16 protein-coding genes are annotated in these 17,853 nt (G+C 65.3%); 6 read left to right on the forward strand and 10 right to left on the reverse strand.

The genetic code is table 11. The features are described from left to right. From FFS21_RS29360 to FFS21_RS29380, 5 genes are all read right to left on the reverse strand, one after another. Positions 1-1,028, reverse strand: a 1,028-nt coding sequence (locus FFS21_RS29360; protein WP_349304728.1) for an MFS transporter, incomplete at its 3' end; no start/stop codon positions are given. A 68-nt stretch (positions 1,029-1,096) separates the two neighbouring features. After that, on the reverse strand, positions 1,097-2,212 hold the full coding sequence (aroC, locus tag FFS21_RS29365) for a chorismate synthase (RefSeq protein WP_137928203.1): 1,116 nt from the start codon (positions 2,210-2,212) through the stop codon (positions 1,097-1,099). Between the two features lie 54 nt (positions 2,213-2,266). Next, positions 2,267-3,031, reverse strand: a complete 765-nt coding sequence (locus tag FFS21_RS29370; RefSeq protein WP_137928204.1) for a glutathione S-transferase family protein — start codon at positions 3,029-3,031, stop codon at positions 2,267-2,269. Positions 3,032-3,045: 14 nt separating this feature from the next. Beyond that, entirely contained in the window at positions 3,046-4,950 is a 1,905-nt protein-coding gene (locus FFS21_RS29375) for an MFS transporter (protein WP_137928205.1), read from the reverse strand. Positions 4,951-5,142: 192 nt separating this feature from the next. Then, positions 5,143-5,616 carry a CBS domain-containing protein gene (locus FFS21_RS29380; protein ID WP_137928206.1) on the reverse strand — a complete coding sequence of 158 codons (474 nt, stop codon included), beginning with the start codon at positions 5,614-5,616 and terminating at the stop codon, positions 5,143-5,145. Between the two features lie 253 nt (positions 5,617-5,869). Between FFS21_RS29380 and FFS21_RS29385 the strand changes: the two genes are divergently transcribed. The 3 genes from FFS21_RS29385 to FFS21_RS29395 are packed head-to-tail and all read left to right on the forward strand — an operon-like array spanning position 5,870 to position 8,361. Further along, positions 5,870-7,177: an O-acetylhomoserine aminocarboxypropyltransferase gene (locus tag FFS21_RS29385; protein WP_137928207.1), complete on the forward strand. Its 1,308-nt coding sequence runs from the start codon at positions 5,870-5,872 to the stop codon at positions 7,175-7,177. Then, a complete protein-coding gene (locus FFS21_RS29390; RefSeq protein WP_137928208.1) occupies positions 7,174-7,998 on the forward strand; it encodes an alpha/beta fold hydrolase in 825 nt (274 codons plus the stop codon). Before FFS21_RS29385 ends, FFS21_RS29390 begins: the two co-directional genes overlap by 4 nt. A 45-nt stretch (positions 7,999-8,043) precedes the next feature. Continuing rightward, a complete protein-coding gene (locus FFS21_RS29395; protein WP_137928209.1) occupies positions 8,044-8,361 on the forward strand; it encodes an Mpo1-like protein in 318 nt (105 codons plus the stop codon). Between the two features lie 19 nt (positions 8,362-8,380). Here FFS21_RS29395 and FFS21_RS29400 read toward each other — a convergent pair whose 3' ends face one another. Continuing rightward, positions 8,381-9,745 (reverse strand): YihY family inner membrane protein, encoded by a 1,365-nt coding sequence (locus FFS21_RS29400; RefSeq protein WP_137928210.1) that lies wholly within the window; start codon positions 9,743-9,745, stop codon positions 8,381-8,383. 193 nt (positions 9,746-9,938) lie between these two features. Between FFS21_RS29400 and wrbA the strand changes: the two genes are divergently transcribed. From wrbA to FFS21_RS29415, 3 genes are read left to right on the forward strand one after another with little or no spacing between them, the layout of a single operon-like run. Continuing rightward, on the forward strand, positions 9,939-10,532 hold the full coding sequence (wrbA, locus tag FFS21_RS29405) for an NAD(P)H:quinone oxidoreductase (RefSeq protein ID WP_137928211.1): 594 nt from the start codon (positions 9,939-9,941) through the stop codon (positions 10,530-10,532). Then, entirely contained in the window at positions 10,529-10,957 is a 429-nt protein-coding gene (locus FFS21_RS29410; RefSeq protein ID WP_137928212.1) for a DUF2069 domain-containing protein, read from the forward strand. The genes wrbA and FFS21_RS29410 overlap by 4 nt, the downstream gene beginning before the upstream one ends. Before the next feature lie 26 nt (positions 10,958-10,983). After that, on the forward strand, positions 10,984-12,417 hold the full coding sequence (locus tag FFS21_RS29415) for an FAD-binding oxidoreductase (RefSeq protein WP_137928213.1): 1,434 nt from the start codon (positions 10,984-10,986) through the stop codon (positions 12,415-12,417). A 59-nt stretch (positions 12,418-12,476) separates the two neighbouring features. Here FFS21_RS29415 and FFS21_RS29420 read toward each other — a convergent pair whose 3' ends face one another. From FFS21_RS29420 to FFS21_RS29435, 4 genes are read right to left on the reverse strand one after another with little or no spacing between them, the layout of a single operon-like run. Then, a complete protein-coding gene (locus FFS21_RS29420) occupies positions 12,477-12,842 on the reverse strand; it encodes an ArsR family transcriptional regulator (protein ID WP_370459271.1) in 366 nt (121 codons plus the stop codon). Then, positions 12,839-14,269: an aminotransferase-like domain-containing protein gene (locus FFS21_RS29425; RefSeq protein WP_137928214.1), complete on the reverse strand. Its 1,431-nt coding sequence runs from the start codon at positions 14,267-14,269 to the stop codon at positions 12,839-12,841. Before FFS21_RS29425 ends, FFS21_RS29420 begins: the two co-directional genes overlap by 4 nt. Positions 14,270-14,317: 48 nt before the next feature. Beyond that, complete coding sequence (fdhD, locus tag FFS21_RS29430; protein WP_137928215.1) at positions 14,318-15,151, reverse strand: formate dehydrogenase accessory sulfurtransferase FdhD; 834 nt, start codon at positions 15,149-15,151, stop codon at positions 14,318-14,320. Between the two features lie 51 nt (positions 15,152-15,202). Further along, a complete protein-coding gene (locus FFS21_RS29435; protein ID WP_137928216.1) occupies positions 15,203-17,518 on the reverse strand; it encodes an FdhF/YdeP family oxidoreductase in 2,316 nt (771 codons plus the stop codon). Between the last annotated feature and the right edge of the window lie 335 nt (positions 17,519-17,853).

Here is a 17,853-nt window from a genome sequence, read left to right on the forward strand (position 1 = left end):
TTCCACGTCCAGCCCATTGCGAGCCCGCCCAGCGTGCCGCCGAGTCCGTAGGAAATGCCCGTGTACAGCGCCTGTCCTCTGCCTTGCAGGGGTCCGGCAAACCAGCGTTGCAGCCGCTTGAGGCTGGCGCTGTGGTGCGCGGCAAACGTGGCGGCGTGCAGGATCTGCACCGCCGCCATCAGCCACGCGAACTGCGCGAAGTAGCCAGTCAGGCCGAAGCGCAGCGCCGCCAGCACGAACGTGCCGGCCAGGATCGTGCGCAGTGCCAGTGCGCCGAACAGCCGGCCCTGATAGAAGAAGAACACGATCTCCGCCACCACGCCGATGGTCCACATCGCGCCGATGGCGATCTTGCTGTAGCCCAGCCGTTCCAGATAGAGCGAATAGAAGACGTAGAGCGCTGCGTGCGCGAACATCATCAGGAAGGCCGAGGCAAGGAACCACGCCACGTCAGGGCGACGCAGCAGAGGCAGCGCGGGCGGCGGCTTGACGCGTGGCCCTTCGTCCGTGGCATCGCGCATGCCGAAGACCACCACCGCGAACAGCGCCAGCGTGGCGCTGGCCAACCACGGGAAGGCCGGCATGCCGAAGTGCTCGAACAATGCCCCGCCCGTCAGCACGGCCGCGATGAATCCGACCGAGCCGAACATGCGCACGCGGCCGTAGCGATGATCGAAAGCGCCATGGCGGCGCAGCGTGGAAATGGTCAGGGCATCGCCCAGCGGCGACATGGCGCTCGTGATCAGGTTCAGGCCGATCATCATCGCCATCATGCCGCCGTAGCTGGTGATCCCCGGTACGGCCAGGAATGCGAGCAGCGCCGTCACGGCCGCGAGCCGCAACAGCTTCACGCGCGTGTGCATGACATCGGACAGCCAGCCCCACAGATAGGGGCCGACGATGCGACTCAACTGAAAGCACGCCATCAGTACGCCGATCTGCACGGGCGAGAAGCCCCGGTCGGCGAAAAACAGGCTCACATACGGCGAGATGACGCCGACGTAGGCGTAGTAGCCGAGATAGAACAGCCCGAAACGAAGGTAGGTGGCTCTGTCGATCGAACCCGACGGAGCCGTCGTCGTGCCCAGGGGGTGGCTCAGGGCGTGTCCTGAACCGGGACGTGAGCCGGAATGCGCGGCGTATCGACGTGGACATCGCCACACTGCGCGCGATGGCGCAATGCGTGGTCCATCAGCACCAGCGCGAGCATGGCCTCCGCGATAGGCGTCGCACGGATGCCCACGCACGGATCATGACGGCCAAACGTCTCGACGCTGGCCGTATTGCCACCCTTGTCGATCGATTCGCGCGCGGTGCGGATGCTGGACGTCGGCTTGATCGCCAGCGATACCGTGACGTCCTGACCGGTCGAAATCCCGCCCAGCACGCCACCTGCATTGTTCGTACGGAAACCCTGCGGCGTCAGCTCGTCACCATGGACCGTGCCGCGTTGTGCCACGCTGTCGAAGCCCGCGCCAATCTCGACGCCCTTGACCGCGTTGATGCCCATCATCGCGTGTGCGATATCGGCGTCGAGCTTGTCGAACAGCGGCTCGCCCAGCCCCACGGGCACGCCGCTGGCCACCACCTCGATGCGCGCGCCCACGGAATCGCCATCGCGGCGCAGCGTGTCCATATAGGTTTCGAGCTCGGGCACGATATCGGCATTCGCCGCGAAGAACGGGTTCTCCGGCACGTGCTTCCAGTCGGTGAACGGCACTTCCACTTCACCAAGTTGCGACATGTAGCCGCGAATCTCGGTGCCGTACTGCTCTTTCAGCCATTTCTTGGCAATTGCCGCCGCGGCCACCACGGGCGCGGTGAGGCGGGCCGACGAACGGCCACCGCCGCGATAGTCGCGGATGCCGTACTTGTGCCAGTAGGTGTAGTCGGCGTGGCCGGGACGGAAGGTCTCGACGATGTTGCCGTAGTCCTTGCTGCGCTGGTCCGTATTGCGGATCAGCAGGCAGATCGGCGTGCCCGTGGTCTTGCCTTCGAACACACCGGAGAGAATTTCGACCTGATCGGCTTCCTGGCGCTGCGTCACATGGCGCGAGGTGCCGGGCTTGCGGCGATCCAGGTCGATCTGGATATCGGCCTCGGTCAGCGACATTCCCGGCGGGCAACCATCGACGACCGCGCCAATCGCGGGCCCATGGGATTCGCCGAAGGTGGTGACTGTGAAAAGCAGGCCGAGAGTATTGCCAGACATGATCGAAACCGCGCAGGAATTGGGGACGGCCTACATTGTACGGCCATTACCCGCTTAGGCGGCGACACCAACCTCGCCGCCCTGCCCCACCAGCGCCGGCGCAAACACCCCGCTGCCCGCGAAGTCGGGGTAGTACTGCTTGCGCATGCGTGCCAGATACGCCTGGAGGTTCGCATGCGTTTCAGCCGCTGCGCGGATCGGGGTTTCGAACACGGGCGACTGCAGGCTCGCCGCGAATGCAAACAAAGTGGCGTCTGCACCGCATGGTCGATCACCCATCAGGTACGGTTTGTCGCCCAGGATATCGGCCACCGATTTCACGCCATGGGTAGCCATCGTCGTCATGTCGGCCTCGCTATGGCGCCCCAAACCCTGCGCCCACAGCATTTGGCGAACCTTTCGCCGCACCATTGTCTTGACCAGTCCTCGCACTGGCGCGGGCACGATGTTGAAGAACTGCGCGGGACCGCGTTCGAAGTTGCCGCGCTCCAGCCAGCGCACCCGCGCCACGGCCCAGTACAGGTTGTCTTCCAGCAGCTTCTCCACGGCCCACGCCGTACCGCGCTCGGCGGGCGACAGGCCTTCGTCGAAATCGATGTGGTAGGTCTTTTCCAGGTGCCAGCGGATCAACGTGGAGTCCGCTACCAGCCGGCCCATGTCGTCCAGATACGGCAACTTGCCCTTGGGGGCGCGCCGCACATCGCCACGCTTCGTCTGGTACGGCAGGCCGGCGAGCTTGAGCAGCATCTCGGCCTTCATCACGAACGGGCTGGCATCGGGCAGCCCGAATGCCGGGCCAAATGTGTAAAGCGTGATCATGGGCGGGTTTCCGTTCATTTCCAGTCGCCGCGCAGGGCGAGCACCATTTGCTGCAGGGTTTCGGGTGTGGCGGCTTGCGGTGGCACCGGCTCGCCCACCACCAGCTCCAGACGATTCAGGATGCCGCGCCGGAATGGCTTGGTCATCGCCGACCCACCCTTGCGCGAGAAGAAGCTGCCCCACAGGCCGCGCAGCGCCATCGGCACCACGGGCACCGGCGTGCGCTGGATGATCTGGTGCACACCGTTCTTGAACGGGTTGAGTTCCCCCGTGGCCGTGATCTTCCCTTCGGGGAAGATGCAGACCAGTTCGCCATCGGCAAGCGCCTCCGCCACGGCGTCGTAGGCGCGCGCCAGCATTTCCGGATGCTCGCGCGCCGGGGCGATCGGAATCGCCTTGGCCTGGCGGAAGAACCATGACAGGCCCGGCACCTTGAAGATGTTGTGATCCATCAGGAAGCGCACCGGCCGGGGGCTGGCCGCCATCAGCACCACGGCATCGACAAAGCTCACGTGGTTGCAGACCAGCACGGCGGCGCCTTCCTCCGGAATGCGCTCGGCGTCGATGCGGCGCAGCCGGTAAAGGGTATGCACGAGCAGCCAGGCGATGAAGCGCAGCAGGAACTCCGGCACCAGCGTGTAGATATAGATCGCCACCACGGCATTGAGCAGCCCCACCACCAGGAACAGTTGCGGGATCGTGTAGCCGGCCTGCGTCATGAACACGCCAAGCAGCGAGGCGGCAATCATGAAGAAACTGTTCAGGATGTTGTTGGCGGCGATGATCCGCGCGCGGTGCGTTGGCGCCGAGCGGCTCTGGATCAGCGCATAGAGCGGCACGCTGTAGAAGCCGCCGAACATCGCCAGGAAGAACAGGTCGAACAGCACGCGCCAGTGCCCCGGCTGGGCGAGGAAGCCGCTCACGCCACTCAGTGTGGCGCCAGTCGACTGTCCATGCGTGGCGAAGTAGAGATCTACCGCGAAGACCGTCATCCCGATGGAGCCGAATGGCACCAGCCCGATTTCCACATGCCGGCCCGACAGCCGCTCGCACAGCAGCGACCCGATGCCGATGCCGATCGAGAACACCGCCAGCAGCAGCGTGACCACGTTCTGGTCACCGCCGAGCACATCCTTGGCAAAGCTGAAGAACGAGGTCAGGAACGTGGCGCCCAGAAACCACAGCCACGAGATACCGAGCAGGCTCAGGAACACCACGCGGCGTTCGCGCGCCAGCATCAGGTTGCGCCACGTTTCTGTGATCGGATTCCAATTGATGCGCAGGTCCGGTTGTGGCGCCGGGGACAGCGGCACGCCCTGCGACACCGCGCGGCCCGCCACGGCAATCACCACGCAGGCGATGCCCACATAGAGCGGGCCCACGATGGTGCCGTCGCCCTGCGTCAGCCCCGCCATCTCGCCGCCCAGCAGCGTGCCGAGCAGGATGGCCACGAAGGTGCCCATTTCCACCAGTCCGTTGCCGCCCACGAGTTCGGTCTGGTCCAGATGCTGAGGGAGGTAAGCGAACTTGACCGGCCCGAACAGCGTGGAATGCAGGCCCATCAGGAAGGTGCCCAGGTACAGCAGCGGCGCGCTGTGCAGGTAGAAGCCAGCCAGCCCAAGGAGCATGATGCCGATCTCCAGCGTCTTGACCAGCCGGATCAGTTTCGATTTCTCGATCTTGTCGGCGATCTGTCCACTGGTTGCGGAGAACAGCACGAATGGCGCGATGAAAATCGCAGAAATCAGGAAAGCCGCACTATGAGGATCTACGCCCTCGAAGAGCGCCGCGTGGTACGTGACCAGCGACGTAAAGGCGACCTTGAAAACGTTGTCGTTCATTGCCCCCAGGAACTGCGTCCAGAAGAACGGGGCGAAACGGCGCAGACCCAGCAGGCGAAACTGGCTTTGTTGGCTCATGAATGGCAATCGGATGGCAACTGCAATGGGCCCCGGTGACCCGCCGGGGCATCAGTTCGCCGCCATCATGCCAGCAGCCGGCGGTTGCGGCTATGGGACGATTCTCAATTCGGATAATTCAGAGAAAAACGACGCGGCCCGTGGAGGGCCGCGTGTGAGTGCCGTGGGCGCCGGGGAAAACGCCAGGAGTCGTCAGCCGACGCGGTCCGGCTCGCTCTTGCGTTCGCCACCCTCTTCCGGCCAGTCGCGGATATACGCCTTGAGCATACGGTTCTCGAAGCTCTGCTCTTCCACCACGGCCTTGGCCACATCGTAGAACGAGATCACGCCCATCAACGTGCGCTTCTCCAGTACCGGCAGGTAGCGGGTGTGGCGCTCCAGCATCATGCGGCGCACTTCGTTGACGTCGGTTTCGGGGGTGCAGGTCAGCGGCGCGTCGTCCATGACCTTGCGGATGCTGTGGGTGCCCAGCGTGCCCTTGTTGGCGGCCACCGTCTCGATGATCTCGCGGAAGGTCAGCATGCCGACGAGATCGCCATATTCCATTACCACCAGCGAGCCGATGTCGTGGCTGGCCATGGTGTCGATGGCCTCCTGCAGCGGCGTATCCGGCGTAACGGTATAGAGCGTATTGCCCTTGATTTGCAGGATGTCGCTGACTTTCATGGTGGTGTCTCCGCTGCCTCGATGCATGTGCCCGTTGGCGGGCTTGAAATAGGGATGGGGGGCTCAGGCCCGATGATGGCCGATCCTAGCCCAATTTGACGCCGCAAGTAAAGCGAGGGCGGCCTCGGGGCCAGACTGCCTGGCGGGACAGCCCCCGAGCGGGCCTCCCGGCGCCGCGTATCCCCCGATGGCGCTGGCGCCGCATGGTGCTAGGATGCCGGGCAGAGACAATCCATCGATCGAGAGAAGCCCAATGTCCGGTACCCGATTCGACACGCTGGCGCTGCACGCCGGCGCCGCACCCGACCCCGCCACAGGGGCCCGCGCCACCCCGATCCACCTGACCACGTCGTTTGTGTTCCGCGATAGCGAGCACGCCGCGTCGCTCTTCAATATGGAGCGCGCCGGCCACGTCTATTCCCGCATCAGCAATCCCACCGTCGCCGTGTTCGAGGAACGCGTGGCCGCGCTGGAGAACGGCGCCGGCGCCATCGGCACCGCCTCCGGCCAGGCCGCGCTGCATCTGGCCGTGGCCACGTTGATGGGCGCGGGATCGCACATCGTGGCGTCCACCGCGCTGTATGGCGGCTCGCACAACCTGCTGCACTACACGTTGCGCCGCTTCGGCATCGAGACCACGTTCGTCAATCCGCGTGATATCGACGCCTGGCGCGCCGCCATCCGGCCCGAGACCCGCCTGCTGTTCGGCGAGACGCTCGGCAATCCGGGGCTGGATGTGCTGGACATCGCCACGGTGGCGCAGATCGGGCGGGACCACCGCATCCCGCTGCTGGTCGATTCCACGTTCACCACGCCTTACCTGCTGCGTCCGTTCGACCATGGCGCCGGGCTGCTGTACCACTCGGCCACCAAGTTCCTGGGCGGACACGGCACCACCATCGGCGGCGTGCTGAGTGAAGGCGGCACGTTCGATTTCGAGGCATCGGGCAAGTTTCCGGAGTTGTCGGAGCCGTACGAAGGCTTCCACAACATGGTGTTCACCGAGGAAAGCACGGTGGCGCCGTTCCTGCTGCGCGCCCGCCGCGAAGGGCTGCGCGATTTCGGCGCCTGCCTGAATCCGATGGCTGCGTGGCAGTTGCTGCAGGGCATCGAGACGCTGCCGCTGCGCATGAGCCGCCACGTGGACAACACGCGCCGCGTGGTGCAGTTCCTGGCCGGGCATCCGATGGTGGAATCGGTGGCCTATCCGGAACTGGAAACCCATCCGGACTACGAGCTGGCCAAGCGATTGCTGCCCAAGGGCGCGGGCGCCGTGTTCAGCTTCAACCTCAAGGCCGATCGCCAGGCCGGCCAGCGCTTTATCGAGAGCCTGTCGCTGTTCTCGCACCTGGCCAATGTGGGCGATGCGCGGTCGCTGGTGATCCATCCCGCTTCGACCACGCACTTCCGCATGGACGCCACCGCGCTCAAGGCCGCCGGCATCGGCGAAGGCACGATCCGGCTGTCAGTGGGACTGGAAGACCCGGACGACCTGATCGAGGATCTCAAGCGCGGCCTGAAGGCGGCGGAGAAGGCCATGGAGAAGGGAGGCAAGCAATGAAGCTCGACCTCTCCGGCAATCCGGCCTACGCCTACACCGGCGGCAAACCCTTCGATGCCGCCCTGCCCTGCGCGGTCTTCGTGCATGGGGCGCAGAACGATCACAGCGTCTGGGCGCTGCAGACGCGCTGGTTCGCCAACCATGGTTTTTCGGTGCTGGCCGTGGACCTGCCCGGCCACAACCGCAGCGAAGGCGCGCCGCTGGACACCGTCGAGGCCATGGCCGACTGGGTCATGGCGCTGGTGGCTGCAGCCGGCGTGACGGCACCCGTGCTGGTGTTCGGGCACAGCATGGGATCGCTGATCGCGCTCGAATGCGCGGCGCGCCATCCGGCCGCTGTGCGCGGCATCGGCCTGCTGGCCACGGCCTATCCGATGAAGGTGTCGGATGCCCTGCTCGACGCCGCGCTGCACCGCGAGCCGGAGGCCATCGCCATGGTCAACCAGTGGTCGATTTCCAGCCTCGCCAGCAAGCCATCCTCGCCGGGACCGGGTGCCTGGATGCACGGCGGCAGCCAGCGGCTGATGGAACGGGTGGCCGCGCGCAATCCGGACGTGCGCGTATTCCACAACGACTTCTCGGCCTGCAACGGCTACGCGCACGGCGAGGAAGCGGCGGCGGCCGTGACCTGCCCGGCGTTGTTCGTGGTCGGCAGCAAGGACATGATGACGTCGCCCAAGGCCGCGCAGGCGCTGGCCGGCAAGATGCGGCAGGCCAGCATCGTGACGGTGCCGAGCGGGCACGCGATGATGGGCGAGAAGCCGGACGAGGTACTCGACGCGCTGGCAGCCTTTGCGCGCAAGGTTGTGGCAGCCCGATAGCCGGCTGCCTGCATTGCAGTCCCACCAGAAAAACAGGAGACCGCCATGGCCCACGCCCCCACGAAGGAATTCGCCAGCTTCGCCGAGTTCTACCCGTTCTATCTGAACGAGCACCGCGACCGAACCTGCCGCCGCCTGCACTTCGTCGGCTCGACGATTTCCCTGCTCTGCCTGGGCGCACTGGTGGCAACGGGCAGCCTGTGGTGGCTGCTGGCCGGGTTCGTTTCGGGTTACGCATTCGCCTGGGTGGGCCATTTCGGCTTCGAGAAAAACCGCCCCGCCACCTTCCGGCACCCGTTCTACAGCTTCATGGGAGATTGGGTGATGTACGCGGATATCTGGCGCGGACGGATTCCGTTCTGATCCGGCACCGTCAGCGGTCTCAGACCTGGCCGTGCCAACCCGGTGGGACCACCTCGACGAGCTTGCGCGCATCGCCCTGAGTTCCCGGCACTTCTCCCGCCTCGTTGGCGGCGGCATTGGCCGTCTGCTGGCGGAAAATGGCTTCCAGCGGCTGATCGAGCTGGGGATTGTCCAGGATGCCGCGCAGTACCTCCACACCCTGCATCTGCTGGGCCAGCGCGGTTCGCGGCAACCGCGCCATGTTCAGCACCAGCCGGTCATGCAGCATGCGCAGCGTCACCTGAGACGGATCGCAGAGCAGCGCCCAGTGCGCCTGCCCCCGGTCCTGCTGGAGCTTGCCCACGAGATGCATCGCCTTGAGCTTGCCAAGCAGCACGGCCAGATAATCGGCCTCGACGCGCAGCTTGCGGCCCAGGTCGAGCTCGCCCACGCTGCGCGGCACGTCCTCCCGCGCGCGGTACAGCACGTACAGCACGCCCAGCGCGTCAAAGAACTCGCTGCCCGCGAACGTGCGCCGGCGCCAGTGCCCTTCGCGGATCACCGGCAGGTTGGCCGCGATGGTGGCGCCCAGCAACGTTACCAGCCAGCTGACATACATCCACAGCAGGAACAGCGGCAGCACGGCGAACGTGCCATAGACAGCGGTGTAGGTCGGGATATGGGTGATGAAGTAGCCAAAGGCGCGCTTGGCCACCTCGAAGGCCACGGCGGCCACGATGCCGGCGGTCAGCGCATCGCGCCAGTCCACGTAGGCATACGGCACGGCCATGTACAGGAATGCGAAGGCAACGGCCGACAGCAGCACCGGCACCACGCTGACGAACATCGTCACGCCGAACGGGAGGTTGCCGACGTATCCCATCGAGATCGACAGCAGGTAGGAGCTCACCGAGAGGCTGGCACCGATCAGCACCGGGCCCATCGTCAGGACGGCCCAGAACACCAGTACCCGCTGCGCCAGCGGCCTGCGCCGTTTGACGCGCCAGATGGCGTTGAGCGCATCCTCCACGGTCAGCATGGTCAGCACCGAGGTCACCATCAATCCGCCCAGGCCCAGTGCAGTGAGGCCGCGCGCGCTCTTGGAGAACTGGCCGATGTAGCGCGAGACCGAATCACTGACGTTGCCACCGGGAATCAGGTTCTGGAACAGGAACATCTCGATCTGCCCGCGAAAATCGCGGAACACCGGGAACGCGGCCAGCAGCGCGAACGCCACGGTCAGCACAGGCACCACGGACAGGAAGGTGGTGAAGGTCAGGCTGGCCGAGACCTGCGGCAGACGATCCTCCCCAGCGCGACGCAAGGCGTAACGTGCCAGCGCACGCACCTTCTGCAGATTCCATTCCCTGCGGAGGCGGGCGATACGGGCAGCGGCAGCAGACATGCGGGGGCGAACTCCTCGATGAAGACTATTCTCAAAATGGCAGCCGACGTGCCATCGATACGGCACCTGGCGCGGGGGCACAACTATAATACGCGGATTGTTTCGCGGCGCCTTTCGCCATTTTTCGTTGCAAATTCACGGCCTTGACCCGGTAGAACGTGCCATTTTGCCGATCACCCCGTCGCCGATCCCGATGACCGACATCCTCGTTCTCTATTACAGCCGTCACGGCAACACCCGCAAGCTGGCCGAACTGATCGCCGCCGGTATCGACCGTGTGCCGGGCGCCCAGGCGCGGTTGCGTACCGTGCCGCCCGTCTCCACCGTCTGCGAGGCCACCGCGCCGGATATCCCGCCCGAAGGCGCGCCGTACGCCGAACTCCGTGACCTGGAGGAATGCGCGGGCCTGGCGCTGGGCAGCCCTACCCGGTTCGGCAACATGGCCGCGCCCATGAAGTACTTCCTCGACGGCACCATCGCGCAATGGCTCTCCGGCGCGCTGTCGGGCAAGCCGGCCTGCGTGTTCACGTCGACGGGCAGCCTGCATGGCGGACAGGAAACCACGCTGTTGTCGATGATGCTGCCGCTGCTGCACCACGGCATGCTGATTGTCGGCCTGCCGTACTCCGAAGCCGGGCTGATGACCACCACCGCGGGCGGCACGCCCTATGGCCCTAGCCATCATGCCCACGTCGACAACTCCGGCCCGCTGACCGACCACGAGGCGTCGCTGGCCATCGCCATGGGTCGCCGGCTGGCCGAATCCGCGCTGAAACTCGCCGCATGACGAACCCATCCCAAGCCACCGCTTCCGTCGAGACCGACGGCGCCCTGCACAACCCGGCGCTGTGGCGCCTGAGCGTGGCCAGCCTTGTGGCGCTCATCGTGCTCTGCATCGCCTGGGAGTGGTTCCTCGCCCCGTTGCGGCCAGGCGGATCGTGGCTGATCCTGAAGTTCGTGCTGCTGCTGCCGGTGCTGCGCGGCGTCTGGCAGCGCAATCGCTATACGATGCAGTGGTCGTCGATGCTGATCCTGCTGTATTTCACCGAGGGCATCGTCCGCGCCACCAGCGACCGCGCGCCTTCCTCGTGGCTGGCCTGGGGCGAAGTGGCCCTGACGGTGCTGTTCTTCGTGGCGACGGTCTGCTACCTGCGCCCCTACAAGCGCCGGGCACGCGCCACCGCCAAGGCTTCCGCGCAATCTTCGTCCTGATTCGTTTTCATTTCGTCCTGACTGCCATGACCGCTGCGCATACCGATTCCTTCCTCGATCTCTGCCGCGCCGCCGTGGGCCCGCAGAACGTGCTGACCGAGCCTGCCGACAAGGCGCCCTACCTGACCGACTGGCGAAATCGCTATCGCGGCGACGCCCTGGCCGTGCTGCGCCCCGGATCGACGGAAGAAGTGGCCGCCGTGATGCGCGCCTGCCACGCGCACAAGCTGGCCGTCGTGCCGCAGGGCGGCAACACCGGCCTTTGCGGCGGCGCCACGCCGCAGGCTGGCGAGAGCGCGGCGCGTGGCACGGTCGTGCTGTCGTTGCAGCGCATGAGCCGCGTGCGTCAGGTGGACCCGCTCAACAACACGATCACCGTGGAAGCCGGCGTGATCCTGCAGCAGTTGCAGGAAGTGGCCCAGCAGCACGGTAGGCTGTTCCCGCTGTCGCTGGCGGCCGAAGGCAGCTGCACGATCGGCGGCAATCTTTCCACCAATGCCGGGGGCACGGCGGTGCTGCGCTATGGCAATACCCGCGAGTTGTGCCTGGGGCTGGAGGTGGTCAACGCACGGGGCGAGGTCTGGGACGGCTTGCGCGGCCTGCGCAAGGACAACACCGGCTACGACCTGCGCGACCTGTTCATCGGTGCCGAAGGCACGCTCGGCGTCATCACGGGGGCGGTCATGAAGCTGTTCCCGGCACCGCGCGCCCGCGTCACGGCGCTGGCCGCCGTGCAGAGCCCGCGTGCGGCGCTGGCGCTGCTGGCTATCGCGCAGTCCTATGCCAGCGCCATGCTGACCGGCTTCGAACTGATGTCCGCGATGTGTCTGTCACTGGTGACGAAGCACTTCCCGCAACTGCGCTATCCGTTCGACGCCCCGCATCCGCAACTGGTGCTGCTGGAGCTGTCCGATAGCGAGAGCGAGGAACACGCGCGCGGCATCTTCGAAAAGATGATGGAGGCCGCGTTCGAGGCCGGCGTGGTCACGGACGCCGTGGTGGCAGAGTCCGTGCAGCAATCGCGCGATTTCTGGAACCTGCGCGAACATATTCCGCTGGCGCAGGTAGAGGAAGGCAAGAACATCAAGCACGACATCGCCGTGCCGATCTCGCGCGTGGCGGATTTTATCGAGACCACCGACGCCCTCTTGCAGGACGCCTACCCGGGCGCCCGCATGGTCACGTTCGGCCATCTCGGTGACGGCAACCTGCACTACAACGTCTCGCCGCCGGTAGGCGTGGACCACGAGCACTTCCTGACGCACCAGGACGCCATCAACCTGATCGTCCACAACAGCGTCCACGCCCACAACGGCTCCATCTCGGCGGAACACGGACTCGGACAACTCAAGGTCGAGGAAAACCAGCGCTACAAGAGCCCCGTGGAACTGGCGATGATGCGCGCCATCAAGCACGCCTTCGACCCGCAGGGTCTGATGAATCCTGGGAAGGTGGTCTGACGGTTTCGTGAGGACGGCAATTGTGCAGCAGGCTGCTGCACAATTGGCGAAGGCGAAGGCTAGTGCACCGTCTGGTTATCCTGCCCCTCTTCCCCCTCCCCAAACAACTGCCCGCACAACGCTTCACCCTCCTCCGTCAGGCGGGCCGTGCCGCGCCCATCCTCCTCCATGGCAGTCACCACGAGATCGGCTTCGGAGAGTTGGGTCAGCATACGTCGCAGCACGCTCATCTGCACGCTGGCGCGCTTGCTCAGGCGGGCCAGCGAGAGATCCTTCGCCGCGGCTTCGGGCTGCGCGGCGACGCTGCGGGTGTGGTCCCATAGCGTCTGCAGGATCGCCCCGAGCACCGGATCGAGGTCATCGTCGGCATCTTCGTTTCGGTTGCTGTCGTCGCTCTGGTTGTCGTCGTCTGCCATGTCTGTCATATCGTCTCCCGTTGCTGCAAGGTCGCCACGAGCTTGCCCAGCGTGACCACGGCAGCTTCCACTTCCGCAGTCCAGGCGCCGCTGTAGTTCAGGCGAATGCAGTTCGTATAGGTCGGCACCGGCGAGAAGATATGGCCGGGCGCCACGGTGATCTGCCGCTCCAGCGCGGCGTGGTACAGCGACATCGCGTCTACCTCTTCCGGCAACTCCACCCACAGCACGTAGCCGCCCGCCGGTCGCGAAACCCTTGTTCCCGCCGGGAAAAAGCGCCGCACCGCCGCCGCCATGATATTGGCCTGCTGCGCGTAGGCCTTGCGCACGCGGCGCAGGTGGAAGTCGTAGCCATCCTTTCGCAAAAACTCCGCGATGGCAAGCTGGGGAATCGTCGAGGTTGTCAGCGTGTTCAGGAACTTGAGCCGCTCCACTTTCTCCTTGTAGCGGCCCGGCAGCGCCCAGCCGATGCGGTACGCGTTGGTGAGCGTCTTGGAGAACGACGAGCAGTGCAGCACGATGCCTGCCGTGTCATAGGACTTCAGTGACGTGGGATGGACGTCGCCGTAGTACAGCTCGCCATAGACATCGTTCTCGATGACCGGGGTATCGCGATCCGTCAGCAGTTGCACCAGCGCCTGCTTGCGTTCGTCGGACATCTGGAAGCCGAGCGGATTCTGGAAATTCGGCATCACCATGCACGCGGCCACAGGGCGCTCGTCGAGCAGTCTGGCCAGTGCTCCAACATCGATGCCTTCCACCGGATCGGTCGCTACCTCCACGGCCTGCATGCCCAGCCGCTCGATGGCGTGCAGCATGGCGTAGTACGTGGGAGATTCCACGGCGATGGTGTCGCCCGGTTTGGCCACGGCCTGCAGGCAGAGGTTGATGGCCTCGGTCGCGCCGATGGTGACGATCACCTCGTTCGGATCCACGGTGTAGCCGTTTTCCAGATAGCGGCGCGTGATCTGGCGGATCAGTTGCGGCGAGCCGGGCGGCAGGTCGTCGAGCACGCTCCAGGTGTCGTAGCGTTTGCCGATGGCATTGGCGTACTGGATGATCCGCTGCCATGGGTAGAGCTTGGGGTCCGGATACGGCGAACCGAGCGGAACGGCATCGTCCGCGCGGATCGAGCGCAGCGTGGAGAGCACCAGCGCGCTGACATCGACGGCCGAGGGCCGCGCGGCGGGGCGGCTGGGCTGCAGGTCGATGGCTGGCTCGCCGGGGCGTGCCCGCACGAAGTAGCCCGATTGCGGACGGCTTTCGAGGATGCCGCGCGACTCCAGCAGCAGATAGGCACGGATGACCGTGGTGATGCTGAGCCGATGATGCTGGGCGGCCTGCCGCACGGACGGGATCTTCTCGCCGGGCAGCAGCACGCCCTGCTGCACCAGCGCTTCGATATCGGCGGCAAGCTTTTCGTACAGGGTGACCAACGGGGGCGCCTTTCAGGTTATCCGGCCGCGCCGGGCAACCTTGGGCGGTCAGCCTGCGGTCACCGGCGGATCGGTAGCGATCTCGGAATCTGTCGAAGTGTATTCGACGTAGCCGTCCTGGCGGCAGAAACTGAGCAGGCGCAGCCCCGCCTGTTCCGCGATGCGGATGGCGAGCGAAGTGGGCGCGGAGATGGTGGCCAGCATCTGGATGCGCATCCGCGCGGCCTTGCGGACGAGTTCGTAGCTGGCGCGGCTGGAGAGAAACACGAAGCCATCGCCGAACGATTCCCGCGCACGCGCGAGGTGGCCAATCAATTTATCGAGTGCGTTGTGGCGCCCCACGTCCTCGAAGATGGCACGCACCTCGCCATCGGGACCGCACCACGCCGCGGCATGAACGCCGCCCGTGGCGGCCATCAGCGGCTGGCGGGCCCGCAGGGCGTCCGCAGCGCGGCGCATCAGGGCCGGGGTTGGCGTGATGCGATGCACGGGGCGGCCAATCGGATCGGGAATCAGATCGAGTAGCGCGAGACTTTCAATCCCGCACACGCCGCACCCGGTGCGCCCGGCCAGCGTGCGCCGCTGGGCCTTCATCGCCATGAAGGCGCGTTGCGAAATCTCGATGCGGACCTCGATGCCATCGCAGCCCGGCTCCACCTCGATATCGTAGATCTCGCCGATACCGTCGACGATGCCTTCCGTCAGGGAGAATCCCACGGCAAAGACCTCGAGATCGAGCGGCGTGGCCATCATCACGGCATGCGAGATGCCGTTGTAGACCAGCGCCACGGGCACCTCGTCGGCCACCATGTCGATTTCCAGCGCCGTGTTGTCGCCCTGGTGGCGGCGGATATCCCGCGCGACGTAACCTCGTTCGGCCATGATGCCCTCCTGCAATCCGGGGATGGAATCCCGGCGCGTCTACCCGCGCTATTACGCCGATACCGCCGCGCGTTGCAGCAGTACCGGGATCGACTTCGACGTTGGCGTACCGGACCGGTCGCCGATGCTTTCCAGCGGCACCAGCGGATTGGTCTCCGGATAGTAGGCGCCGAGGCAGCCGGCCGGAATGTCGTAGTCCACGAGCAGGAAGTCTTTCACATGGCGCGTGATGCCGTCTTCCCAGACACTCGTGACATTTACGCGTTCGCCCTCTGCAAACCCGAGGCGCTCACGATCGGCACGGTTGATGAAGATGACGCGGCGCAGGCCGAACACGCCGCGATAGCGGTCGTCCGGACCGTAGATCGTGGTGTTGTACTGGTCGTGCGAGCGCGTGGTCATCATCACCAGCAGGTCGTCGCCATAGCGGTCGCGGGCGCGCTGGATCGGCGTGTCGCGGTCGATGGGGTGCACCAGGAACTGCGCCTTGCCAGACGCCGTGCGCCACACGCGATTGCGCGAAGCCGGTGTCAGGTGGAAGCCGCCCGGCTTTGCCACGCGTTCGTTGAAGCGCTCGAATCCCGGAATGACCTTTTCGATGGCATCGCGAATGCGCGCGTAATCCTGCGCATACCAGCGCCAGTCCACCTTCTCGGCACCGAGCGTGGCCTCGGCCATGCGCGCCACGATCATCGTTTCCGACAACAAATGCGGCGAGGCCGGCTTGTTCATGCCGTAGGACATATGCACCATGCAGACCGAATCCTCCACGGTCACGCCTTGTGCCACGCCATCCTGCTCGTCGATCTCGGTGCGGCCGATCGTCGGCAGCAGCAGCGAGTCACGGCCGATCACGAGGTGGCTGCGATTCAGCTTGGTGGCGATATTCACCGTCAGGTCGCACTGGCGCAGCGCTTCCCAGGTACGCGGCGTGTCGGGCGTGGCGATCGAGAAGTTGCCGCCCAGCCCCACGAATACCTTGACCTTGCCTTCGAGCATGGCGGCGATGGCAGCCACCACGTCCTGCCCGTGCTCGCGCGGCGGCTCGAAGTCGAACACCTGGCCCAGGCGGTCCAGGAACGCGGCATCGGGTTGTTCCTCGATGCCCATGGTGCGGTCGCCCTGCACGTTCGAATGGCCGCGCACGGGCATCAGGCCCGCGCCGGGGCGGCCGATATTGCCGCGCAGCATCATCACGTTCGACAGCAACTGGATGGTTCGCACGGACTCCTTGTGCTGGGTCAGGCCCATGCCCCAGCACATGATCGTGCGCTCGCTCTTCACGTAGACGTCGGTCAGCGCGTCGATATCCTCGCGCGTCACGCCCGACTCGGACACGATATCGGCCCAGCTTTCGGCGCGAAGATCGACGGCGAAGGCTTCGTAGTCAGCGGTGTGTTCGGCGATGAAATCGACATCCACCACGCGCTTGCCGCCCGTGGCCACGGCCTCGTCATCGAGCTCGATCACGCGCTTGGCCATGCCCTTGAGCAGCGCCAGGTCACCAGCCAGCTTGGGACGCACGAACATCGAGGCGATCTTGGTGCCGCCGCCGCCCAGCATCTCGGTCACGTGCTGCGGGCTGACAAAGCGCTCCAGGCCGCGTTCCTTCAGCGGATTGATCGAGATGATCGTGGCGCCCCGTTTGGCGGCGTCGCGCAGCTCATTAAGCATGCGCGGATGGTTCGTGGCCGGGTTCTGGCCCCAGACCATGATGGTGTCCGCCAACTGGAAATCGTCGAGCAGCACCGTAGCCTTGCCCACGCCCACCGTCACCGGCAAGCCGCGGCTGGTGGCCTCGTGGCACATGTTCGAGCAATCGGGGAAATTGTTCGTACCGTACATCCGGACGAACAACTGGAACAGGAATGCTGCTTCGTTGCTGGCCCGGCCCGACGTGTAGAACGTGGCCGCATCGGGATTGTCCAGCCGCTGCAGATGCGCGGCGATCAGCCGGAACGCCTCGTCCCAGTCCACCGGCACGTACTTGTCCGTGGCGGCGTCGTAGCGCACCGGATGCGTCAGGCGGCCGTGCTGCTCCAGTTCGTAGTCCGACTGCTGCATCAGCTCCGCCACCGTGTAGCGGCCGAAGAACTCGTTGGTCACGCGCTTGCTGGTGGCTTCGGCCGCCACGGCCTTGACGCCGTTTTCACAGAATTCAAAGGTCGACGCGTGCTGGCGATCCGGCCAGGCGCAGCCCGGACAATCAAAGCCATCCGGCTGGTTTTGCTTGAACAGCGTCTTGTACTTGCCGCCAGAAACCTTTTCCTTGACCAGGTTGATGGCGACCTGCTTGAGCGCGCCCCAGCCGGCGGCCGGGTGCGTATAGGGCGAAACGTGTCCCTTTTCGGGTGTCGGGGTACTCATCGGGGGCGACTTCCTGCAAAACCAGCAAAAGACCTGGGCGCCCGGCCCGGTTTTCCGTGTGCCCAGGCGCCCGCAACGATGGATGCAGACTATTGCCGGAATGTGATGCGGGAAACGTACAGTGTCAGGGCAGCACGAAGAGTACAGTTTGCACGGTTGCAGTGCACAATCTGAAAACTGTGCTTGTCAATTGTGCATGGGTGTGTTGGATTCAGTCCTATGAAGCATCAAACCGCTCGGGTTTTCGTTCCCCTCTCCCGCGCAGTGGGAGAGGGGAACGAAAACCCGAGCGGTTTGATGCTTCATAGGACTGAATCCAACACACCCACGCACAA

Origin of the sequence: Cupriavidus sp. 2SB (genome assembly GCF_005503625.1) — a bacterium.
In the GTDB taxonomy this organism is placed as follows: domain Bacteria; phylum Pseudomonadota; class Gammaproteobacteria; order Burkholderiales; family Burkholderiaceae; genus Cupriavidus.